The following is a 24659-nucleotide window of genomic DNA, read 5'->3' as shown; positions in this document are numbered from 1 at the left end:
TTATTATCTTTAAGAATTCTTACGCTAATTATCTCTAATTTTGATAAGGTAGGAAATGGGTGTTTTTTTATTTCCCCATATTTCGCACTTAAAATATGGGGAAATAAAAAATTATTCTTCGATAACGCTTAGGCACTGCTCCCCTTTAGTCACTAGGGTAACAGTAGTATCTTTAGTTAAAACACGAGAGCCACAAGTAATATTTGCGCCAACAATGGAGTTTTTTCTATACCCAAAAACATAGGTCCTATTTTTGGAACCTTTACCTGTGTATGATTTACCAATCGCGCCTGAACGCTGTCCATCCACAGAATAGCCAATACCTGCAGCAGTATTTTCTTTAGTTTTTACTGTAATACGGATGCTTTCCTCAGCAAAAGCGTGCAAAGAAAATAAAGTAAACAAGATGCCACTAAATATTTGTATTGGGTTCCTTACCATAATACCTCCCTCTGTTTTTGTTCCTAAAAAACACACTTATCCTAATATATAGAACAAGTTATTCGATTTTGCCCAAAAAGATATTTTTTAAATATACTAGCACTTCTGTCTTCCAGATCCATCATACATGAAACAAATTTATAGGGTAAGGCTTATTTAAATAATTTAGGTGCAGGCAAAATAGATTTAATTACCCCCATAAATTGCATGACATAAAGAACAATAATTGCAATCATCAAGCAATTAAAAAGTAAATTAATAATTGGGGCTAAAGGAACATATTCATTTATCAAGAAAAATAAAATTAACATTAAAATAGCCATTAATAACTGATTTAAGTTCATAAATGCCTACCTTTATAGAGTAACTGCTCCTTTTAGTATAGTTGTCCTGGCAATAAATGTAGCCCTATTAGCGAAGCAATAAATCGGTGCTTACCTATAGTTTATTGAGACATACTTTCCTGAACTTTTATGAGTAATTGTTTGCAAATAGGATATTTAACTTGATTACAATTCTGGGAAACATTAGTTTTAATCGCCTGCAAATCCTTAGGATCAGAAAGTTCATTAATATGATTCAAAATAAATTGGCGAAATAAGGCTGAGCTTACATCACCGGTCATATAAGGACTAGCATAGCTCCATGGCTTAGTTAATAACCTAGAAACAATATCAATCATTCCCTCTGCAAATTCACCATCATCATATTCAGGATGTTTTTTAATGATGTTAGCGATTTCTACGGTTAACTCCCAAGCCATTGGCGTATTTTCTTTATTGAGATAGATTGTTGCCTGATCCATTTTGGCTTCTAATATCTTGAGTTCACTTGTTTCTGCGCTAGCAAATTGTGAGAAGCAGGTAAAAACACAACTTAAAGTGATTAACATGATTTTTTTCATTTGCATCCCTTCCTTAATCTAACCCAATTACGAGCAACCAAGAAACTTACTTAAGCTTTTACCCATTTCGAAGATATTCAGCGTAAAATTTCTCAAGATGACGTGCTTCCTGATAGGTTATGAGCCCTAGGTAAGTACATTAGTTGCTAGCAACTAATGTACTACCAAATAACACAACGAGTTGCATTAACCATGGGACTATTATCCGGAATATTAAATGCCTCTTGGAATTGCGGTATATTCGCTAAGCTTCCATTAACTCGGTATTTCGCCGGTGGATGAGGATCCGTTGTTACCTGATTTTGCAATTGTTGGGGACGTATGTTCATTGCCCAAACATGAGCCGTACCCAAAAAGAATTGTTGATCAGGGGTCATTCCATTTATTGTTTTTGCCTTTTTATAAGCATCTGAATGGTGAAATGCTCTATATGCTAATGTAATCCCACCTAAATCAGCCGCAGCCTCACCTACCACTAATTTTCCTTGTACATGCAAATCGCCATTCACTACATATTGTGAATATTGATCAATAATGCATTGGGTTGCCGCCTTAAATCGAGTTAAGTCATTAGGAGTCCACCAATTTTTTAAATTGCCATGGCCATCAAATTGGGCTCCTTGATCATCAAAGCCATGAGTCATCTCATGCCCCATAACAAAACCAATGGCTCCATAATTCACTGCGGCAGGTGCCTTGGGATCAAAAAATGGTGGTTGCAAAATTCCTGCAGGAATATTTAGATTATTCATGGAGGGATCGTAATAAGCATTAATTGTTTGTGGCGTCATCCCCCATTCACTTCGATCGATGGGTTTACCAATTTTGTTAAGATCACGTTGCACTAAAAATTGATTGGCGCGAAGCACGTTCAACACATAAGGGCCACGATCTATTTTCAGTGATGAATAATCCCACCATTTTGAAGGATAACCTACGCGCTCCTCCATTAACTCTAATTTTTTTAATGCGGCTTCGCGAGTAGCCGGAGTCATCCATGCAAGATTCTTAATATCTTCATTCAAGACATAGCGGATATTTTTCAGTAACTCTAGAGCTTGTTTTTTGGCTTCAGGTGAAAAATTACGCTCGACATACATTTTACCAATAGCAAAACCTAAGGCTGCATTTTCAGTGCTCACTACTCGTTTCCAACGAGGCAGTATTTTTTCTGTGCCCGTTAAGGCGGTTGCCATCTTAAAATTTTCATCAACAAAAGGTTTAGATAAATAAGGCGCGTAATTATCGATTAAGTGCCAGCGTAAATAGGTTTGCCAATCCTGAAGCGGAACTGTTTTAAGTTGCTCATTGAGGGCTGCAAAAAAATTGGGCATTGCCATATTGATGCTTTTCAAATTATCTTGCCCCATGGCTGTAAAATAGGCGGGCCAAGAAAAATTAGGCGTCATTTTCTCTAATTGAGCTTTATCCATAATATGGTAAACAGCATGCGGATCGCGCTGCTCTACTTGCGACATCGAGGCTTTAGCAAATTGTGTTTCTAACTCCATCACTCGACGTGACTCAGCAGCAGCTTTCTCAGGATTGTCACCTAACAATTCAAACATTTTGGCAATATGGGTTACATAAGCATCTCGGATCAATTTAAATTTTGGGGTATCCTTTAAATAATAATCGCGGTCGGGAAGTCCTAGGCCTCCTTGCACAGCGGCTGCAATCATTTCACTACTGTTTTTATAATCTTGCATACTCCCAAAACCAAAAAATGCATCGACACCAATTTGATGTAAATGAGCAATTTCATTTTGTAGATCCATTAAATTTTTTATATTTTGGATGCGATCAAATTCTGGCTGCAAAGGTGTTATACCTAATTTGTTAATATTTGCTTCATCCATACCGCTGAAATAAAAATCTCCTACTTTTTGCTCTATGCTGCCTGGCTTCGCTTTAGTATTTGCTGCTGCGTTAATCAGCATTTGATGCACAATATCCTGCACTTTATCATGCACCACATTAAAACTGCCCCAACTTGGGTATTCAGGAGGAATAGGATTATTTTTTTGCCAATTTTTATTTGCGTAAGAATAAAAATCCTGAGCCGGTGAGATACTAGTATCTATCCAATCCAGGTGTAGTGCATCATCCGTTGGCATTTTTGCGTTATCTATATTTGCGGAAAAGGCTGATGAAGTACATAACAGGGCTAGAGTTAATACTTTAATTTTCATTCTACGGCTCCTTTGCCTACATTAAGCATTTACAAACTAGGTAAATTTTGTCATGGTGCAAACCCGGTAGAATTCGCAACTCTCATGTCTCCTGGTTACACCGAATCTTAGTTTAGTACGTTTTTCCGATCCTGCCTAAAAGAATCATAATGACATAAGTTTATTAGTTCCTTTAAAATAATAAACTTACTCTCTCTATACCTTAGTATCAAGCAAAATTCTTACCTTTGATTCGATTAACTCGATGAGGGCTATCATTTAAACAAATTGATTTGATTATGAAATCTTAAACCTGGCTGCGGTAACTGATTATTATTTAATATCAAGCAGCTTAGTTGCTTAGAGCCAGGTTCTCTTAAAGTGACTTTAAATAGACAAATTACAAAAGTCCTGGTTGCAAACAACCAGGCTATGCTAATTTAATAGAAAGGAATTTAAGCTTCTACAGGGCAAAACTCATTATGCATTACGGGCAAGTAATCGTCTGCATCAAAAGTAGTATACTCCCAAGCATCTTGTCTGACCATTAACTCGCGTAGTAATCTGTTATTCAGTTCATGACCTGATTTATGTCCTTCGAATGCACCAATCAGACTTGAACCTAATAAATAAAGATCGCCAATAGCATCTAAAACTTTATGGGTCACAAATTCAGATTCAAAACGCAGCCCATCCTCGTTAAGGACTCGGTAATCATCTACCACGATTGCATTGTCCAAGCTTCCGCCTTTCGCTAAATCACACTCACGTAATTTTTCATAATCGGAAAGAAAACCAAAAGTACGTGCACGACATACTTCCCTCACATAAGAGGTAGTGGAAAAATCAAAGCTCACTTTTTGTGGCTTGTCATTGAATGCAGGATGATCAAAATCAATAGTAAACGAAATCTTATAGCCATTATAGGGATAAAATTGTACATACTTCCCATTATCTTCTACTCGAATAGGCTTTGTAATGCGAATGTATTTCTTGGGCGCATTTTGCTCGCGGATTCCTGCAGATTGAATCAAGAATACAAAAGGCGCAGCACTACCATCCATAATAGGAAGCTCAGGCGCATTAACATCAATATATGCATTATCGATGCCTAAACCTGCTAAAGCAGAAAGTAAATGCTCTACAGTAGCTATCTTAACTTGGCCATGATGCAGAGTAGTACATAACATCGTATCCCCTACATGCTCGTAAGATGCAGGGATTTCCACCACAGGCGATAGATCAACGCGTCGAAAAACAATGCCGGTATTAACAGGAGCAGGTCTCAGGGTTAAAAGCACTTTCTCACCCGAATGCAATCCCACGCCAGTAGCCTGGATTACTTTTTTAGGAGTTCTTTGTTTTATCATTCAGTGCTCACCTTGTTCCTATTCCTCATAATAATATTATTTTGCGCGCAAAAAACTTCGAGATTTTACCAATAAATTATAAGCTCGTCTATTTTTTTATAGCGTGTATAAAGCAAAACAAAACCCGGGTCATTTGCCCGGGTACGTCTAACTTATTGACAACAGTAATGCTTACTACGCTTCTTCTTGACGACGTAAAAAAGCAGGGATATCGAGATAATCAACATCAGGAACATGATCACCATTTGCTTTCATTGTAGATGCTGCAGTGGAGCTACCTTGCTTTCGCACTACTGCTGGGCGATCTAACTCTTGATAATCAAAAGAACCATCACTTCTCATTGATTCAATTAAACGTGCACGATATGCTTGTTGTGGTTGGGCTTGTTGATGACGTTGTCTTGCATCACCCAAACCTGTAACAATTACTGTAACTCGCATTTCATCAGTCATATCGGGATCAATTACAGTTCCTACAACCACAGTAGCATCATCAGAAATAAATTCTTTAACTACATCGCCAACCTCTTCAAACTCACCGATTGACATGTCAAGGCCTGCAGTAATATTAACCAAGATTCCACGAGCCCCTGAGAAATTCACGTCTTCTAGCAATGGAGATGCAATTGCAGCTTCCGCAGCTTGGCGAGCACGTTGCTCACCCACAGCGCTACCAGTTCCCATCATCGCCATACCCATTTCGGACATTACTGTACGCACATCCGCGAAGTCGACGTTAATTAAACCTGGGCGTGTAATAAGGTCGGAAATCCCTTTTACAGCACCAAGTAATACATTATTAGCTGCTTTAAATGCATTTAATAAACTAATATTTTTACCTAAAACGCTGAGCAACTTATTATTAGGTATGGTAATTAATGAATCAACATGTTCTGCTAGACGACGAATTCCCTCTTCTGCAGCCATGGCGCGTTGCTTGCCTTCAAATGAAAAAGGTTTGGTTACAATCGCAACAGTTAAAATACCTAATTCTTTGGCAATTTCTGCAAATACCGGAGCAGCACCAGTTCCTGTACCTCCGCCCATTCCAGCAGTAATAAATACCATATCAGCGCCTGCAAGTATTTCACGAATTAGTTCGCGGTCCTCTTCAGCTGCTTCACGGCCAATTTGTGGGTTCGCACCAGCCCCTAAGCCTTTAGTTAATTCATCACCTAACTGAATGTGAATTTTTGCATTAGACGCTCTTAACGCTTGAGCATCTGTATTTGCACAGATAAACTCAACGCCATCAATATTTTCAGCAACCATGTGCTCTACAGCATTACCACCGCCGCCGCCGACGCCAACTACCTTAATGACTGCATTACTACCTTGCAGTTGGCCTTCCATTAATTCAAACATAACCGTGCTCCCCATACGTTTATTCTGTAATCGTAACCAGTAAAAATTTCCTCTTCCGCTCACTAATCGGTGAAGCGTTTCCAGTTACATGTATCTTAAAAATTTCCTTGAAACCATTCTTTCATACGCAACCACAAGCCCTTAGAGTTTTCACTCATTGCCGGAACATTGTAACGTGCATCATATTGTTGTTGGTATCCATGCAACAGCAAACCTACGCCTGTAGCAAAGGCAGGATTTTCAGTGACTTCCGCCATGCCTGATACGTGTTGTGCATAACCTTTACGCACGGGCATTTCAAAACAAAGCTCTGCCAGTTCAATTGCGCCATGTACATTAGCCGCCCCACCAGTAATAACAATTCCTGCGGCCATACGATCTTCAAAACCGCTGCGACGTAACTCATTACGTACTAAAGTAAATAACTCTTCATAACGTGCTGAAACCACATCAGCTAAAGCTTTTGCAGAAATTTTTCTTCCCGGTCTATCATTAACACTGGCAACTTCCAACATCTGGCTGGCATTTGCTAATTCAGGCAATGCACAGGCATGAGTTAGCTTAATCGCTTCTGCCGCCTTAGTTGGTGTACGTAAAGCCATGGCAATGTCATTGGTAACTTGATCACCAGCAATCGGAATTACGGCCGTATGCTGAATCGCTCCCTCAGAAAATACAGCAATGTCAGTAGTTCCAGCACCAATGTCAATCAAGCAAACACCTAAGTCTTTTTCATCATCAGTAAGCACTGCATGACTTGAAGCCAACTGCTCGAGAATGATATCACTTACTTCCAGACCGCAACGGCGAACACATTTCACAATATTTTGTGCCGCACTCACCGAACCTGTGACTAAATGTACTCGCGACTCTAAACGCACGCCAGCCATCCCCACAGGCTCACGAATGCTGCCTTGATAATCAATAATAAATTCTTGGGGTAGGATATGTAGAATCTTTTGATCTGCAGGAATCGCCACTGCTTTTGCCGCATCAATTACACGCTCAACATCGGCTTGCGATACTTCTTTTTCACGAATAGCGACAATGCCATGTGAATTTAAGCTGCGTATGTGACTGCCAGCAATCCCAGCATAAACCGTTCTGACTTCGCAGTTGGCCATTAATTCAGCCTCTTGCACTGCGCGCTGTATAGAATTTACTGTAGCCTCTATATCAACGACTACGCCACGTTTTAAACCACGAGAAGGATGACGACCAATCCCAATTACTTCGATTGTTCCATCGGAGGATACTTCACCTATCAGCGCATTGATTTTTGAGGTGCCTATATCCAAGCCAGTGATAATATTTTTTTCTATTTTCTTAGCCATTATCGTTCCGTTTGTTGTTTCCACTGCACTGCCATACCACGCGGATAGCGTAAGTCTACACTGGCCAGCTGCTCAATTTTTTGAGCAAATACAGCTGGGTATGCCTTACAAAATCGCAGCAATCGTGCTTCTAACTCGTTCTTTCCTAAGTATATTTTTACGTTATTTCCTATTAATAATACCCAGGATTGGTTATCTCTTAAATGCAGTCCAGTAGCATTCAATCCGTACATTGATAATATCTTACTCAATTTTTCATAAACTTGTAAGACGTCTAGTTGCTGAGATGAGGGTCCTTTTAACTTCGGTAGACTTAAATCACCAATCTCAGAGCCTTCATTAAATAACCGGCCATCCGCTGTCATTAGGGAATTACCCCAGATAGCTACTGGTTTCTTTTCGATTAGCCTGATTTTTAATGTGTCTGGCCAAACGCGCTCCACCGTTGCCGTATCCACCCAATTCATTTCATTCAATTCACTCTGCAATGCCCGGGCAGGCAACGCAAAGAAACTATCTCCTACATATTTTGCCAAAATATCTTCTAACTCTTTATGAGTCACGTGCTCATAACTTGCAGCCACTTTAATTGTGCTAATAGGAAAATACTCTGCATCAGATAGGTACCAATAAGCCAGGCGCCCTGCCAATATCACTGCGCAGAGGATTAACCCCCAAAGCAGGCAAATATAGCGTAAGCTCCCAGATTCATTGCTCCTATTCGTACTCATTGCGCTCACAAATAATTAGTTACTAAATGTGTACGACAATTCTGATGTGCCTGTGCAATACGTATCAATTCATCAAGCAAATCAGGGTAAGTTAAACCACTCGCCTGCCATAATTTAGGGTACATGCTTATGGAGGTAAAACCAGGCAATGTATTAATTTCATTAAAATATATAGTTTCTGTTTTATCATTCACGAAGAAATCTACCCGCGCCATACCTTTGCATTTTAAACGAGTAAATGCATCTGCTGCAGCTTGCTTTAACCGCTCAGCTAAGGAGGGGCTTAAGGGTGCAGGAATAATTAAGTCCGTTTGATTACTCTCAAGATATTTGGCCGAATAAGAATAAAAGCCATCAGGATGATGAACACAAATCTCGCCCGCCACACTTACTCGCGGAGCGGCAGATGGATCTAAGCTTTCGAGTACAGACAGCTCAATCTCACGTCCTTCGATAAAAGATTCAACTAAGATTTCTTCATCGTAACGTAGTGCATCATCAACCGCAGCCAACAGCTCGCTCATATTTTTAGCTTTGTGGATTCCCACACTTGATCCCATAGAACAAGGCTTCACAAATAATGGCCAACCAAATTCAGCGGCAACCTCTTGGCAAAAACGTTGCCGTTCGGAGCTAGGTGCATGCCAAGATAAGAGCTTGTAGCGTGCGGAGAGCAAACCATCAATACACGCCACACGGCGTGCCATGTCTTTATCCATACCGATAGCGGAGGATAAGACGTCACATCCAACGTAGGCTATACCAGCTAATTCCAAAATGCCCTGTAAACAACCATCCTCATAGAGTGGGCCATGAACTACAGGAAACACGACCTCGGCATCAACGGCAAAACGTCCATCAATCAATAAGCTCGCTAAAGGTTTAGAATTTTTTGTTACTACGGGAAGCTTGTCTTTATAAGCTAATAACTCTTCATACTGATGCACATGAAAAAGACCCTCTTTATCCATGGCAATCGGGATAATATGATACTTTTCTGCATCCAAATGAGCTAATACAGATGCAGCCGAAACTAATGAAACTTCGTGCTCTCCGGATTTTCCACCATATAGCAATGCCAGGTTGATTGGCTTGGACATTAAGCGTCTCCAATAATATGAACTTCGCACATTAACTCAATTGTTGTTTACTCACGAACTTAGTTTGCACCCAATGAATCAATGCTTCAATATCAGCCGCAGAAGCTGAATCTTAATGATTAATAATAAAGTTGGCATGTTTCTGAGAAACCATTGCCTCCCATGGTACTAAGAATCCTGGCCACAACAACGGCTCTCTTTTGCGGTAGGTTACGCAAAAACAAGGCTAAACCGGCAGCATTTGCCGGCTTATACATTTTAGCGGCGAGTCCGCTAACACCCCAGGTAGTGTATTCTGCCAAAGATTCATTATAAAGCAAAGTGCCTTGACATTCCGCAGCCAGCTCGCCATCTTTTTCAGCGGTACTCATTATTGATTCTCACCGTTCTTCTTTCATCAGGTTAACCGCAATTTGACCAATATTTCCAGCACCTTGCATTAAAATAACATCACCATCCTGGATAAACTCATCCAACACGGCTTTAAGCGAGCGCTCATTTACTAGAGTAACATCTTTATCATAACTTTCGATTTTTTGCGCTAAGCTTTCACTGCTAATTCCGGGTATAGCGGCTTCGCCAGCAGAATAAATATCAAATAAAAATAATTTGTCCGACAATTTCAGCACATCGACAAATTGATCATGTAAGGATTGTGTTCTGGAATAACGATGGGGTTGGAACACGTGTACCAGACGCTTATTTGGCCATACACGGCGAAACGCATCGATGGTTGATAAAATTTCTTGGGGATGATGCCCATAGTCATCAACAACCAGTGCTGAACCACGCTCAAAATGTTTCTCACCTAACATTTGAAAACGACGACCAACGCCTTGGAACTTGGCAAGAGCACTCTTAATAGCTGCATCGTCTACACCTAACTCCGTAGCAATCGCAATAGCGGCTAGAGCATTCAATACATTATGGCGCCCTGGATATTGGAAGCGAATATTGAGCACAGAATGGGGAGCCGGACGAATTACAGTAAACTCACTAATCAATTCATTCTGAGTCCAATCAACAGCACGATAATGAGCATCCTCACTAAACCCATAAGTTAAAGTAGGCCGCTCAATTTGGGAGACGATGCCCCGTACTTCGGGATCATCCACACAAACAACGGCAAGGCCATAGAAAGGTAAGTGATGTAAAAACTCTAAGAAGGTGGTTCTTAATTTATCAAAATTATCATCATAGGTGCTCATATGATCGGCATCTATATTGGTGACAATAGCCATCATCGGCTTGAGGAATAAAAATGAAGCATCGCTTTCATCAGCCTCAACCACGAAATAAGGTGATTGTCCTAGCTTGGCATTCACTCCAGCACTATTTAATTTTCCACCAATAACAAAACTGGGGTCTAAGCCTCCCTCCGCCAGTAAGCTACTTACCAGACTGGTTGTGGTCGTCTTACCGTGCGTTCCGGCAACCGCGATGCCATGACGAAAACGCATTAACTCAGCAAGCATAGCCGCACGTGGGATAACCGGAATCATCTGCTCACGTGCCGCTGCAACTTCCGGATTACTCATGCCTACAGCTGAAGAGCGTACAACAACATCAGCACCTTGAATGTGCTCTGCAGCATGCCCCAGGTAAACAGGAATGCCTAAAGACTTTAAACGCTGCACTGTGCTGCTCTCACCCGCGTCAGATCCGGTGATACGATATCCTTGGTTATGTAATACTTCAGCAATACCGCACATACCAACACCACCAATTCCAACAAAATGAATTTGCTCAACACGCCCCATCCTTGGAGATATAAATGGTCCTGAATAACTCACAATTCCCCCTTATGCTGACAGTGGTTTTAATCCTAAAGCCTGCCAACGATTTTCATGATCAATACGCAATAATAATGCTACGACCACACAATTAATTACCATACTTGCACCACCATAACTCATCAGTGGTAAAGTTAACCCTTTTGTAGGCAGTAATCCTGAGTTTACCCCCATATTAATAGTTGCTTGCAGCCCTAACCAAAAGGTCAAACCATAGGCTGTATATGATGCAAAAAACCGCTCCTGCACAAACGCATTGTACGCAATCGTCATGCCTCGAATTACCAGAATACTATACAAGGCAATAACCATTAAAATACCCACTAAACCTAACTCTTCAGCTAATACTGCAAATAAAAAATCGGTATGCGCTTCGGGCAAATATAATAATTTCTGAATACTCTCTCCAAGCCCCGCACCAAACCAGCCACCACGCCCAAAGGCAATTAATGACTGTGTTAACTGATAGCCGCTATTGTATTGATCAGCCCAGGGATCTAAAAATGCAGTTAAACGAGCAAGTCGGTATGGTGAGGAAACCGCTAAGAAGGCCAGCGCCCCCATAACAATGAGCAATAGTCCTATATAATAGCGTAATTTAACTCCCGCCAGGAATAACATGGCCATAACGGTGCCAGAAATCACCACAGTCGCACCAAAATCTGGCTCACGTAATAGTAATACGGAAACCACCCCCAAAACTACCATGGGCTTAATGAAGCCCAAAATACTCTCACTTACGGCTTTTTGTTGGCGGACAAGGTAGCCAGCAAGATAAAAAATCATCGTAAGCTTTGCAATTTCCGAAACCTGCACCCCTATTGGCCCAATTGACAACCAACGACGACTTCCATTCACCATTTTCCCAATGCCTGGAATTAATACGATGAGCAGCATGAACAAACAAGCCATAAGCATGGGCCCGCTGATACGCTCCCAAAAGCTACTGTCGGTGCGAACCACAACAAGTGCAATCATCAGACCTGCAAATAAATAACAAGCCTGACGAATTAAAAAATGGAAGGGCTGGTGAAAATATTTAGTGGAAATCATTACTGAGCTGGATGCAACCATCATCAAGCCAATAATTAATAAACCAATGACAACGCTAATCAACCACTTGTCATAAAGAGAAATGGGTTTGCTTACTGGTTTACCTCTTTGATTAACGTGTCTTGGTCTCATGCCCTAAAGTCCACATACAAGAGAAGTAAATAGTTCTCCGCGATGATTAAAATCACGAAACATATCTAAGCTGGCGCAAGCTGGAGATAACAAAACTACATCTCCGGGTTTTGCTTGCGTTTTGGCGACTGCCACCGCATTGTCTAATGAAGAAGCGCGCGCAATAGGAACCACATCCGCCAAAGCCGCTTCAATTTTATCGGCATCTTCACCAATCAAAACAATTGAACGAACAAAATCCGCGATGGGTTGTGCCAATTCAGTAAAATCAGCCCCTTTCCCTTGCCCCCCCGCAATCAGTACAATCCTTCCTTGCATAGAACCTCCTATTCCATTAATTGCAGAGATTGTCGCACCAATATTTGTTCCCTTTGAATCATTTATCCATTCAACGCCATCTAAGGTACGTACCCATTGGCAACGATGAAATAAACCAGAGAACTTAGTCAGTACATTTGTAATATGCGACTGCGCAATCCCTGCGGCATCAGCTAAAGCACATGCGGCCAACGCATTGAGCCAATTATGTACTCCTTTGATTAATACAGACTCTGCAGGCAAAATGCAAGTAGTTCCTTTCGCTAAATAAATTTTTCCGTCTTGATTGATTAATCCCCAGTTCCCTGCTGTAGGCGCATCTTGCCCAAAAGAAATGGAGTGTGTCGATAAAGCGGGCATGGTATGTGCATCGTCACGATTATAAAGCGAGACCTCTGCATGCTGATACACCCGTTGTTTGGCGGCAATATAAGCCTCCATAGTATGATGTCTATCTAAATGATCCGGTGAGATATTTAAAATAGTGGCCGCAACTGGTTTTAAGGAGTACGTTAAATCCAACTGAAAGCTTGATAACTCTAAAACCCATAAATCATACTGATGCTCATCATCAAGCATATCTAATACTGGAGTACCAATATTGCCCGCAATAGCAACATTAAATCCTGCCGCTTTAGCCATCTCGCCAACTAAAGTAGTTACCGTAGACTTGCCATTAGTTCCAGTAATCGCAATTACTGGAGCATGAATTTCTCTTGCCAGACATTCAATATCTCCATAGATAGGAATACCTGCTGCTCTTGCCTGATTTAAAAAAGGCATATCTAAAGCTAAACCGGGGCTGGCAATAATCTCTGTTAATTGTTCCAGGAGCATCTCAGGAAGTTGTTGCGTATAAACTCTAACCTCTGGAAACTCAGCAGCAAATTCAGCTAAATTAGGTGCTTGTGGTCGTGTATCGAAAGCAACAAATGGCTTGTTACTTCTACGCAAATAACGCGCTACTGAGAGCCCTGTTTTACCTAAACCTGCAACTAAATATAGAGGATGTTTCATGAATGCACCTTGTCTATCGAAGTTTTAAAGTAGCCAATCCGCATAACACAAATACAACTGTGATAATCCAAAAACGTACGATTATCTTTGGCTCAGACCAACCTTTTAATTCAAAATGATGATGTAGCGGCGCCATACGAAATAAACGCTTGCCATGGGTATACTTAAAGTACCCCACTTGTAAAATTACCGAAAGCGTCTCGATAACAAATAAACCGCCCATCAAGAGCAACACTAATTCTTGGCGCACCACTATAGCCACAATACCTAAAGCAGCGCCTAAGGCTAAAGAGCCCACATCCCCCATAAATAACTGGGCAGGATAGCTATTATACCAAAGGAACCCTAAGCCTGCGCCTACAATAGATGCACAAAAAATGGTTAACTCCCCCTCATTAGGAACAAAGGGTATTCCTAAATAATGCGCATGCACGGCATTACTGGAAGCATAAGCAAAAATACCAAGAGCACCTGCCACCATAACAATAGGCATAATAGCTAAGCCATCTAGGCCATCTGTTAAATTCACCGCATTGGAGCTACCCACAATAACAAAATAAGCAAGAACAGGGAAAAATACACCTAGACCAATGGTCACCGATTTAAAAAATGGTAGTACTAGTTGGGTGTGTACTGGTAAGGTAGCATTCATGTACAAATAAATTACGGCAATAAGTGCAATAACTGACTGCCAAAAATACTTCCAACGCCCTGGTAAGCCTTTGCTATTTTTAAGAACTAATTTACGATAGTCATCAACCCAACCCACAACCCCATTACCTAAAGTCACGAGCAGTACAAGCCATAAGCTGGACTGTTGCAAATCGCCCCAGAGTAAACAACTTACCGTAACAGCGAGCAAAATTAATATCCCGCCCATGGTAGGAGTACCTGCTTTTGATAAATGAGACTGAGGACCATCGTCACGAACCATCTGACCAATTTGCATGTTGCGTAACCAGCGAATTGTATAGGGTCCGCAAACCAAACCAACAATCAAGGCGGTTAATGCAGCCAAAATGGAGCGAAATGTTAAATATTGAAACACCCGTAACGCATGATATTGTCCTTGAAATAACTGCGTTAGCCAGTAGAGCATATTGTTGTTCCTCTCATTAAAATAGCACCCTAAGATCTATCGTATTGCATCATCCGCAGAAAGAACGAAAGCATTCCCCTAAGGTGAACGCTCACGATAAGCAACGACATTTAAGGCATGGAAAAAAAAGTGGCCAAGCATATCATACTCAGACCGTATCAATTAAGCAGTTTATTCACTATTTTTTCCATGGCACTGGATCGTGATCCTTTCACCAAAACAACTGTATCAGAAGAAAGCTCATTGATTAAACTTTCAACCAAAAGCTCCTGATTCTCAAAGTGCTTACCGCCAGAGCCAAATGACTCGGCAGCCAATTTGCTAAATGCACCACAGCTCAGAAATAAATCGATACCTAAATTACGCGCAGCAAGCCCTACTTCCTGGTGATGCTGAGTAGTCCAAACGCCTAGCTCTCCCATATCACCAAAAACAAATATCTTTTTACCGGGGCGCTCAGCTAAAACCTCTAAAGCTGCTAGAACGGAACGTAAATTGGCATTATAGGTATCATCAATTATAGTGGATTGATTTTTACCCAACAGCACGGTTAAACGTCCTTTTACACCACCAAAATTAGTCAAACCCTGTTGAATGTCTTTAATGGCAATGCCCACCGCATAGCAACAGGCAGCAGCTGCTAGTGCATTACGTATATTGTGCATCCCCGGAACATTCAATTGAATGTCTGCTCTTCCATTAGGTAGAATTAAAGAAAATTGGCCACATCCTCGTGCATCTAAACGAACATCTTGCGCATAAATATCTGCTGGATGTTCAATGGAAAAACGTAATACTTTTTTATCGGTTAACAGCTCATCCCAAAAATGCGCATAACTGTCATCGTCGTTAATCACCGCTGTACCTGCGGTAGCAAGGCCTTGATGAATCTCACCTTTAGCTCGAGCAACACCGTCGATGGAGCCAAAGCCTTCAACATGGGCCGGTGCAATATTATTAATTAGTGTTACATCAGGATGAACAATAGCTACGGTATGTGCAATTTCACCAATATGGTTTGCTCCTAACTCAAAAACTGCATAACGATGCTGGCTAGTAAGTTGAAGTACGCTTAAAGGAGCGCCAATGTGATTATTTAAATTACCTTTGGTTGCATGAGAAGGTGCGGGCAAAATAGCCGCGATCATTTCCTTGGTTGTAGTTTTGCCATTCGAGCCCGTTAAAGCAATAACTGGGCAATGAATATCTTGACGGTGAGCCGCAGCAATTTTAGCTAAAGCCTGCAGAGGGTCTTGCACGATAAACTGAGGCATACTAACACCTGCAACTGCATGCTTCACAATAGCAGCCAAAGCGCCCTTTGCTTCGACCTCTTTAATAAATTCATGCCCGTCAAAATGTTCACCTTGAATTGCAACAAACACATTTCCCTGTTTGATTTCGCGACTGTCAGTGCAAATACCGGTAATCTCAGCATTAATCTGACATGATTGAGTAAGTAACGCAGCAACTGTATTTAAATTCATAAGTAGGAAAGAAAGACCAAAAGACTAGTGTACTAACACTTTAGCGTGGAGTTCAAGGGGTATTGTATGAAGCTATGATTTTTGTTTACGAGCTATTGTTTTCTTAAATCGTAGCCTGCACTTTCACAGGCTACGATAACTCCATTTGTTTGCGCTATGCTCCTGCGGATTAGGCTAAAGCGGCCTCAAGATGAGTAGAATTCAAATTCAATGTTTGTTGATAACGAAGGATACGTTCCTCAGTTAAGGGACGACGTTGCTCATCTAATAAATGCGCATCCAAACCATCACTTAATTGTCTGGCAGTATCCAGCATCGTCGCAAAACGTTGCGCATCTATTTTAGGATTATTCGTTGCTTGCATGTAAAGGCACAAACCGCGTACAGTGAACGCACCAATGTTTTGTAAATCAAAAATACCGGTAGCGGTTGCTGCAGCTAAGCTGCATATAACAGGACCATCACCATTAGTAAATTGGTGGCGATGGAATAAACCATCATCACCGAAGCGTAATCCAGCAGCTAATACCGTTTGCAATAACTCATAACCGGCAAATTGCCGGCTTTCCTTAGCAAGTAAAAACATCATGAGTGTTGGGCCTGTTGCATTCTCCGCAGTTTCCTGCTCACACTCTTCAAGATTCCCAATATCAATTCTAGGCGCTGCGCGCTCAGTCGTATTTAATAAGACAGGCTCTTCATCTTCAGGAATTAATCGTGGCGGTGGTGGGTTCGCATTGTTTTTTTTTACATCCTCGGCGACCGCAGATTCAGCATTTAGCTTGCGAACCGCAATGATATCATCGCCGTAACTTGGACCATCATAAGCAGGGTTTGCCTCTGCTCGTCCCCTAGTCGGTTGACGTACTGTTTTTAAGCCCTGTCTACGAGCCTTCATTAAGCGCCCAATGGCAACTATTACCCCAATCAACAACAGGACATTAAGTATCAAACTCCAATTTGCCTGCATCATTTACTCCATAGCCAAAGCTTGTGTTACATCAACAGCAACCAAGCGAGAAACACCAGGCTCACGCATAGTTACCCCCATCAAATGATCTGCCAACTCCATCGTTACTTTATTATGTGTAATAAAAAGGAACTGCACGTATTGTGACATCTCTTTTACCATCGCGCAAAAACGCCCCACGTTAACATCATCTAAAGGCGCATCCACTTCATCCAACATACAAAATGGTGAAGGATTTAACTGGAAAATAGCAAATACTAAAGCCACCGCAGTCATTGCCTTTTCCCCACCGGATAATAAATGAATCGTACTATTTCGTTTTCCAGGTGGCTGAGCCATTACTACAATACCAGCTTCTAGCAAATTATCACAAGTTAATTCGAGTTGCGCGCGACCACCACCAAAAAGTCGGGGAAAAAGAGCTTTAAATGAAGTGTTTACTTCGTCAAAAGTATTTTCAAGACGTACTCGAGTTTCCTTATCCATTTTTTCAATGGCAGTTTCAAGCGTTGCTAAGGCTTCACATAAATCATTATGTTGCTCATCTAAATAAACTTTACGCTGTTGCTCACTGGCGAACTCTTCGATTGCAGCTAAATTAATCGCTCCCAAGCGTTTAATTTTATCAGTCAAAGCAAGTAGCTCATCTTCTCGCATTCCTTGGCTTATACCCTGAGGAATATGTTCTAACAAAGCTTGCGCCTGTAAACCAGATTCATCCAGGGATTCTTGGACCGAGCTCGCCCGAACAGCTAAAGCCTGTTCCTCCATACGTGCTTGCCCAATTAACTCTTGCACTCGCTTGACTTCACGATCACAGTTTAAAATATTTTTCTCAAGATCTTCAAGATCCATGCGCAGTTGCGCCTGCTGCTCCCGGCTCATGGTTAATTGCATTTCGACTTCAGCTTGTTGCAGAAGTAGCTGCTCTAATTGTTCTTTAAGTTCTGTGCCAGGGTTTTCTGATTGCAAACAAAGCAATGCCAGGCTTTCTAAACGCTCTTGTAGGATATCCAAGCGTTCTTGCTCACGAGCAATACGATCACCTAATTGCTGTATTTTATTTTTTTCCCGCTCATATTCTAGCTCTGCATGATGCAAGGCTATACGCGCATCTTCAACCTGTTTATTCTGCAATACAAGAGCATTGAGCCACTCTTGCTTTGCATGCAAGCATTGTTCTTGCTGCAATTCAGACTCTTGGCATTGCCCCTCTAAATCGTGCAAACGCTCTTTAATCGCCATGTGTTCCGCAACAGTATTCTCCAGTACCATTTGCAATTCATCACATTCATCCGCTAACGTTGCCGCAAGCTTTTCCGCATGAAGAATAGCTTGCTCATTGGTACTTAATGCGGTGCTGTTCGTTCTTAATGCCTCATTACTAGAGTTCACATTAAGCTGTTGCAACTCCACAGCTTGGATGCTTTTTTCTACCTCGTGATGGTACTGATCGCGCAGCACCCTTAATTCAGCAATTTTTTGTTCAAGAGCGGCAACGACTTGAGTTAGATCAGCAATCTTTTGTTGACGCGTCAGTAAGCCTAACTCATCCTGCTCCTTGGTGGGAACAAATTTAACCCAGCCACTACCTAGCCAAAAACCTTCTGGAGTAATAATCGACTGATGTTCAGCCAATTCTGGCAACCAACTTAGGGCTTCATCAAAATGCTCTGCAGTAAAAATATGCTCTAAAGGATGCACATGTGCCGGAACAGCTCCTTGTATTTTATCGATGAGGCATGGGCGACTAGCCGTTTGCGCTGTCACCGCACGCATCGTAACAATATTTTCCCCTTGGCGCTCACATAGTTCTCGTTGTGGCCACAGTTCTTCAAAGGTTTCTAAAACATAAGCATGCAACGCTTCATCCAATACGCGTTCACAGGCAATTTGCCATTTAGGTTCAACCTGGAGTACATCCATTAAGCGCGGTTTATCAGTCCAGACACTAACTCCATTTTGCTTGGTTTGCATCCCTTGCCTAGCTGCACGTTGAGCGGCCTGCAAGGCGGCATATTCACTATTTGCACGATGAAACTCATCTTGCAGTTGGTGTAATTGCAGTTCTGTTTCCTGCGCCTTGGCCCTTAATTGACTGGAATACTCTTGACTTTGTTTTAATTGTGTCTCATCAAATTGATGATTTTCTATTAGCTTTTCCCGCTGTTTTTCCAAGTCCTCACGGGTCTGCTGTAATTCAATAAGGGATATGGACTCTTGCTCTAATTGCAGTTTTTCCAAACGAACTAAGGTTTGTTGCTGTTTTTGCTCCAAATGCTGGGCATTTACTTGCGCTACTTGAAACTCTCTTTTCAAGTGGTTCGCTTGGGCCTGCACCTCTTGCCAACGTATATCCCATTGTGCCTGTTGTTTTTGAGTTTCCTGCGACTGCCCTTCGTACTCTTTAAATTGAGCCCGTAACTTAGTTAATTGTAAATCAAGGCTTTCTGCTTTTTGTTGGCACTGTAATAACTCTTCTTGATCTTGTTTTAATTGTTCCTCAGCAATCTGCCAATCATCTTGCATTTGCTGCTGATCTTGCTCCAAGCGTTTTTTTTCACGAGCCTGTTGTTGTATGGTTTCTTCTAAACGCGCAATTTCCGTCCCCAACTGGTAAAAAGTTGCCTGTATCTGTTGGGTCTGCTCATCCGCATCGTGAAGTTTCTCATTGAACATCACCCGTTCGGTATTGGCTTTCGTTAAAATGCTTTGCTGCTCTGCATGGTTAACCGCTAACTCTTGTAACTCACGTTGTTTCACCTGCTGTTGTGCAACAAAATCGCGCCATTTTAAGGCTAAGATTTCTGCACGGCATAATTGCTCTTCTTCTTTCAGAATAAGGTAGCGTTCTGCCGCTTTGGCCTGACGCTCTAATCGCTGCAATTGCTTATCTAATTCATCACGGATATCAGCAACACGAGTAAGGTTTTCTCGGGTATGTGCGATGCGTTGTAAGGTTTCTTTTCGACGCTCTTTGTATTTAGAAACACCTGCTGCTTCTTCTAGAAAAACGCGTAAATCCTCAGGCCTTGCTTCAATCAACTGCGAAATGGTACCTTGGCCAATAATGGAATAACCACGCGCGCCAGCCCCAGTGCCTAAGAAAATGTCCGTGATGTCTTTACGACGGCAACGGCTGCCATTCAGATAATAAGAAGAATCTCCATCACGAGTCACTACACGTTTTACAGCAATTTCACCATAACTGGCGAATGGTCCAGTCAAACGTCCAAGGCTGTTGTCGAAAATTAATTCCACCGAGGCCTGCCCAACTGGTTTACGGTTGGATGAACCATTGAAAATAACATCGGTCATGGACTCGCCGCGTAAATTACGCGCAGAACTCTCCCCCATAACCCAACGCACGGCATCAATAATATTAGATTTTCCACAACCATTTGGACCAACCACGGCAACCAATTGGCTTGGAAAATGCACTACGGTAGGATCTACGAAAGATTTAAAACCCGCTAATTTTAATTGCTTTAAATGCATGACCTTGGCAATTTAAACAAAATAAACGCGCATTATAACTGAGGAAATATAAAAACGCTGCATTTTACTAAGGATTGTACTACCAAATTATTAAGTATCTTGAGTATAATGCCGCCATCGGTAAAACATAGGTATCTAAATGAAACCATTCTATAAATTTCCACTCGCGGCATTAGCCTTTTGTACTACGCTTGCTGTGGCAGCACCTACTTATGCTGAGCCACCAAACTTAAGCTGTGTGAAAAATGAACTAAAAAAGTATCATGACTCAGGCCGTTATGAAAAAGACTTAGCGCAAGTAGTTGAAAAAGCAAAACACTATATTAATCAGCAAGCACGTCTTAATAAAAAAAGAAAAAATCCCAAAAACTTAGCAATTGTTCTAGATATCGACGAAACCAGCTTATCAAATTATAAATACATGATTAAACGTGATTTTTCTGGAACGCGTGCTGATTTCCATCAGGATGTTATGGCTGCTAATTCCCCGGCAATTAAACCAATGCTCAGTTTATATAAAGACGCTGTCAATCGTGGCGTAAACGTTTTTTTTGTTACAGGAAGGCGCAAACCCGAAGCTAACGCAACAGCAAAAAATTTACATCGCGCAGGTTATCATAGATGGGCTGGGCTTTATTTACGTCCTAGTGATTATGCAGAAAAATCCATTATTCCATTTAAGGCGAACACACGTAAATTAATTACCCAAAAAGGCTATACCATTATTGCAACAATTGGGGATCAGTATAGCGATATCAAAGGCGGCTATGCTGAAAAAGGATTCAAATTACCCAACCCTTATTATTATTTACCCTAATTCTCAACATCCTGAGAAACTTAGGGTAATGGCTTTCCTGAAACAGGTACGATGCTAAATCATCATACCTGTTCAGGAGTATAGTTCCCTGTTTCGCCTATGTTCCTATCTCCAGGATTATACTTACTTGCTTTGACAACCTTGGGTACGTTGCATAGCATCAAGGCTACTTGTTTCTTCATTTACTAGCTTTTTAAGCATTTCATTTAAGAGTAGGGTTATTTGCTTTTCATACATTGGCCGATAATATCCGCCTTCTAGCCCCCAATATATTCCAGCTATTAATTTCTTATTGTCTTGGTATAAGTCAAATACTTCCTCGTAAAATCGAAGCATATCCTCATTGCTGAAACGTTGTTTTTTTGCCTCAAGTTTGCTCATTATGCGGTTAGTAATGTATTTACCACAATAGGCCGTTTCATCCTCATGAGAGTCCCAACCTGTTGGTAAGAATATCATAATTTTCTGCTTATCCTTTTTTGCCTGAGTAATTTCTGCTTTCATTTGTTGAACTGCAAAGGCAAGCGCAGGATGGAATTCCTGGTTTTGTCGGCTGATTAAGCTTAAATCCACGGCTAGATACCGTGCATTAGCATGCTGCCAACAGTTAATACCCTCCTCTATTTTTTCGCTAGTAAATCCAAGATTTCTTTGTATAAAAGAATGACCTTGTCGTGGGTAAACACGTGAATCAAAAATATCCACATGCCGAATGGACAAATGAGCAGCCGTAGTGATTAAATCATCACCTAAACCATTATCGCGATTAATATCGGTTCCAATTACCAGAAATCTTAAGGTAGGATTAGCCTGCGCTGCGTATTTAATTAAAATTGCAGTTTTATCTAAGATGCAAAAACCACTGCCTTCATCTTTGAATGCATGATGGCTAGGCAGGCCAAAAGAGAAATGTAGTTTTGCGCCATGAGTTAATGTGGTAGCCAGATCCTTAACCACCACCTCGAAGGTTCCGGGAGTTATTACTACGTCATTATCTAAATCCAAAACACCATTCGCTCTTGCCTGGATGCAGTAATGCACCAGCTTTTGCAAGTATTCAAAAGAATGGGTAGTCAGTATGGCTTGTAACAACATATCTCGAACAGGAATTTCACTTAGCCATGCCAATGCGGCAGTTTCATCCCCCTCCCTTATTGCATTAAATACATTACTCCAAACCTCAGGTAATGCAACTTGATCCGTAGTCATTACAGGTAGGGAAGGATTCTCTGATTCAATTTGTTTTATTTTTTCTGTCATATGCGTTAAGCGCTGATATTGATCTTCATGACCACCAGCAGGCATCTCTCGCATTTGTTGAATATCAATAGGAGAAGGAATTTGAATTCCGTATTCTTGATGATTGGACGCCTTTTTTGCTGTCCTGGTTCTAAAAAAATAATTTTGTTTCTCTTGCATTTTCATTTCCTATGAAAATTTAAGTGATGATATTAAGCCCTATATCTCCCTTTTCCATCTATAGATTATAGAGCTTAATTAAATGTAGCAATGAAGAATTAATGATACATCGGCTGAGGGTAGTATGAGGTATGCTCATCAGCTAAAGGAGCTGATGGGTCTACATTCTTTAATGCCGCATCATAAGTTTCCATTAAATCTTGTGACAAACCTTGCCGCGCGCTGGCACTTACCGTACGAGCTCCCCAGAAGGTGAGGCCCGTCCCCATTGCAGCGGTTATAGAACAACTCAAGGTAAGAGCCGCAACTTGAGTTTGAATAAGGCTCAATCCTAAAGTACTTCCCCAAATGCTAAGGGCCGTTGTGCTGCCAAGCCCTGATACAAAAGCTAAAACGCTGGTGGCAATCATTGCTACACCTAAGACAATCATTAAAGCGCCTAATAACTTTTTACCGAATGAAGAAGCCCCAGTTGCTTGGTCTGTCATATGCAGCAAACGCTCTAAGGCACGTGAATTGCTGCTGTCATGATGCAATTGCATTAAGGTATTAGCTAAGCAGATATAAAAGTGATAATCAATAGGCTCGTTTCTGCGTATTTTTTCACAAAGTTCGAAATCTATCGCTTGCGCACATTGTCTAATGCTCTGTTGTAAATAAGTCGTTTGTGTTAACGAATCATCCAAAAGTCTATCCATGGTTTGCTGACATTGCGAAGCTTCATCGCTGTTTAATTCAGATTCGGTAATTGCAAAAGTACGACGATGCTCTTTTTTGATGACCCGAAACCATGCCATGGCATTAAATTGAGGGCCAAGCTCATCTAAAAGATCTTCTTGTGGATGGATGTGGGTGGTATTAATAACTTCTGCCAACATATCGAGAAAGGCATCATCTTTATTTGCTCGTTGAACTTGAGCATATATATCCGCTAAAAAGCCACATAAGCGTAAATAGTTTTGCCGCTGTACGCTTAAATCATATGCATCGTTAATTAAAAAATTTAAGCCATTATGAATTGCATGCAAGCTGCTACGTACAGCCAGAGATTGATTTCGCATATGCTTATCTTCATAAGCATTTACAGCTGTGAGCAGTGTGTCCCGTAAGTCCATCACCAAAGCACGGGGGTTATTAGACAATACGTTTAAGAATGAATTTGCTGATTCAATCTGTTGTTCTATCAGTTCATTTTTAGCGATTAATTTATTTTGTTCTTGAGTTAGACGATGAATGTTGTTTTGATAGGGTGCCATATCATCTATATGATCTTTTCTTAGCGAAGACCAATAAATTAATTGGCGTTGTAAATCTATAATTCGATAATTAGTATTATGATCCCCATGTCGAGGAGGATGATAGTTTGGATTCAGATAAGCCGACAAATCAAGAGATACACCAGTCAGCACATTTAATGCTGCATGAGCTTCATTAATTGACTGATCTATTTGTTGTAATCTTTCTTCTAAGGGAGTTAAAACGAGCTGATATTGATTAATACGATTGGTGTAATTAAGAATTAATGCGTGATTATTTTTTAATGCAATATCCCAGATTTGTAACTCAGATGGCGTGTAACGAACAACGTCAATAGCTGGCATAAGAACCCTCACGGTTTGATTATGTAGGCAGCACGAATT

At 41.1% G+C, this 24659-nt stretch carries 20 protein-coding genes and 1 pseudogene; 1 reads left to right on the top strand and 20 read right to left on the bottom strand.

Features of this window, described 5'->3' with window-relative positions; translation table 11 throughout:
- Positions 1–111 precede the first annotated feature (111 nt).
- From BN3124_RS01825 to smc, 18 genes and pseudogenes are all read right to left on the bottom strand, one after another.
- On the bottom strand, positions 112–441 hold the full coding sequence (locus tag BN3124_RS01825) for a hypothetical protein (protein WP_058533152.1): 330 nt from the start codon (positions 439–441) through the stop codon (positions 112–114).
- 152 nt (positions 442–593) lie between these two features.
- The gene (locus BN3124_RS01820; protein WP_058533151.1) at positions 594–785 is read right to left on the bottom strand and encodes a hypothetical protein; all 192 of its coding nucleotides are present in this window, start codon (positions 783–785) and stop codon (positions 594–596) included.
- Positions 786–886: 101 nt separating this feature from the next.
- The gene (locus BN3124_RS01815; RefSeq protein WP_058533150.1) at positions 887–1345 is read right to left on the bottom strand and encodes a hypothetical protein; all 459 of its coding nucleotides are present in this window, start codon (positions 1343–1345) and stop codon (positions 887–889) included.
- 161 nt (positions 1346–1506) lie between these two features.
- Positions 1507–3537 carry a M13 family metallopeptidase gene (locus tag BN3124_RS01810; RefSeq protein WP_058533149.1) on the bottom strand — a complete coding sequence of 677 codons (2031 nt, stop codon included), beginning with the start codon at positions 3535–3537 and terminating at the stop codon, positions 1507–1509.
- Between the two features lie 434 nt (positions 3538–3971).
- Positions 3972–4886: a UDP-3-O-acyl-N-acetylglucosamine deacetylase gene (gene lpxC, locus BN3124_RS01805; protein WP_058533148.1), complete on the bottom strand. Its 915-nt coding sequence runs from the start codon at positions 4884–4886 to the stop codon at positions 3972–3974.
- A 174-nt stretch (positions 4887–5060) separates the two neighbouring features.
- Positions 5061–6251: a cell division protein FtsZ gene (ftsZ, locus tag BN3124_RS01800; RefSeq protein ID WP_058533147.1), complete on the bottom strand. Its 1191-nt coding sequence runs from the start codon at positions 6249–6251 to the stop codon at positions 5061–5063.
- 95 nt (positions 6252–6346) lie between these two features.
- Positions 6347–7585 (bottom strand): cell division protein FtsA, encoded by a 1239-nt coding sequence (ftsA, locus tag BN3124_RS01795; protein WP_058533146.1) that lies wholly within the window; start codon positions 7583–7585, stop codon positions 6347–6349.
- Positions 7585–8316, bottom strand: coding sequence for a cell division protein FtsQ/DivIB (locus BN3124_RS01790; RefSeq protein ID WP_058533145.1), 732 nt, complete (start codon positions 8314–8316; stop codon positions 7585–7587). The genes ftsA and BN3124_RS01790 overlap by 1 nt, the downstream gene beginning before the upstream one ends.
- 5 nt (positions 8317–8321) lie before the next feature.
- Complete coding sequence (locus BN3124_RS01785; protein WP_058533144.1) at positions 8322–9416, bottom strand: D-alanine--D-alanine ligase family protein; 1095 nt, start codon at positions 9414–9416, stop codon at positions 8322–8324.
- Positions 9416–9573: pseudogene (locus tag BN3124_RS17520) on the bottom strand (UDP-N-acetylmuramate dehydrogenase); the annotation flags it as partial. The gene BN3124_RS01785 and the pseudogene BN3124_RS17520, both read right to left, overlap by 1 nt.
- The gene (locus BN3124_RS01780; protein ID WP_058533143.1) at positions 9536–9787 is read right to left on the bottom strand and encodes a hypothetical protein; all 252 of its coding nucleotides are present in this window, start codon (positions 9785–9787) and stop codon (positions 9536–9538) included. The pseudogene BN3124_RS17520 and the gene BN3124_RS01780, both read right to left, overlap by 38 nt.
- A 9-nt stretch (positions 9788–9796) precedes the next feature.
- The gene (gene murC, locus BN3124_RS01775) at positions 9797–11176 is read right to left on the bottom strand and encodes a UDP-N-acetylmuramate--L-alanine ligase (protein ID WP_407927373.1); all 1380 of its coding nucleotides are present in this window, start codon (positions 11174–11176) and stop codon (positions 9797–9799) included.
- A 42-nt stretch (positions 11177–11218) separates the two neighbouring features.
- Positions 11219–12394 (bottom strand): putative lipid II flippase FtsW, encoded by a 1176-nt coding sequence (gene ftsW, locus BN3124_RS01770; RefSeq protein WP_058533141.1) that lies wholly within the window; start codon positions 12392–12394, stop codon positions 11219–11221.
- Between the two features lie 3 nt (positions 12395–12397).
- On the bottom strand, positions 12398–13729 hold the full coding sequence (murD, locus tag BN3124_RS01765; protein WP_058533140.1) for a UDP-N-acetylmuramoyl-L-alanine--D-glutamate ligase: 1332 nt from the start codon (positions 13727–13729) through the stop codon (positions 12398–12400).
- A 13-nt stretch (positions 13730–13742) separates the two neighbouring features.
- Positions 13743–14828 carry a phospho-N-acetylmuramoyl-pentapeptide-transferase gene (gene mraY, locus BN3124_RS01760; RefSeq protein WP_058533139.1) on the bottom strand — a complete coding sequence of 362 codons (1086 nt, stop codon included), beginning with the start codon at positions 14826–14828 and terminating at the stop codon, positions 13743–13745.
- Positions 14829–14986: 158 nt separating this feature from the next.
- Entirely contained in the window at positions 14987–16315 is a 1329-nt protein-coding gene (locus BN3124_RS01755) for a UDP-N-acetylmuramoyl-tripeptide--D-alanyl-D-alanine ligase (protein WP_058533138.1), read from the bottom strand.
- A gap of 169 nt (positions 16316–16484) precedes the next feature.
- On the bottom strand, positions 16485–17285 hold the full coding sequence (locus BN3124_RS01750; protein ID WP_058533137.1) for a cell division protein ZipA C-terminal FtsZ-binding domain-containing protein: 801 nt from the start codon (positions 17283–17285) through the stop codon (positions 16485–16487).
- 3 nt (positions 17286–17288) lie between these two features.
- Positions 17289–20783 carry a chromosome segregation protein SMC gene (gene smc, locus BN3124_RS01745; RefSeq protein ID WP_058533136.1) on the bottom strand — a complete coding sequence of 1165 codons (3495 nt, stop codon included), beginning with the start codon at positions 20781–20783 and terminating at the stop codon, positions 17289–17291.
- A 139-nt stretch (positions 20784–20922) separates the two neighbouring features.
- On the opposite strand from smc, the gene BN3124_RS01740 reads away from it, so the two are divergent.
- The gene (locus BN3124_RS01740) at positions 20923–21600 is read left to right on the top strand and encodes an HAD family acid phosphatase (RefSeq protein ID WP_058533135.1); all 678 of its coding nucleotides are present in this window, start codon (positions 20923–20925) and stop codon (positions 21598–21600) included.
- Between the two features lie 123 nt (positions 21601–21723).
- On the opposite strand, the gene BN3124_RS01735 is transcribed toward BN3124_RS01740, so the two are convergent.
- Both BN3124_RS01735 and BN3124_RS01730 read right to left on the bottom strand, forming a co-directional pair.
- Complete coding sequence (locus BN3124_RS01735) at positions 21724–23019, bottom strand: arginase family protein (protein ID WP_078061449.1); 1296 nt, start codon at positions 23017–23019, stop codon at positions 21724–21726.
- A gap of 98 nt (positions 23020–23117) precedes the next feature.
- Positions 23118–24620 carry a hypothetical protein gene (locus tag BN3124_RS01730; protein WP_058533134.1) on the bottom strand — a complete coding sequence of 501 codons (1503 nt, stop codon included), beginning with the start codon at positions 24618–24620 and terminating at the stop codon, positions 23118–23120.
- Positions 24621–24659 lie beyond the last annotated feature (39 nt).

Source organism: Legionella saoudiensis (assembly GCF_001465875.1).
GTDB classification, from domain to species: domain Bacteria; phylum Pseudomonadota; class Gammaproteobacteria; order Legionellales; family Legionellaceae; genus Legionella; species Legionella saoudiensis.
The sequence above is the reverse complement of the archived record's forward strand: the minus strand, read 5'-3'. Positions and strand labels throughout refer to the sequence as shown.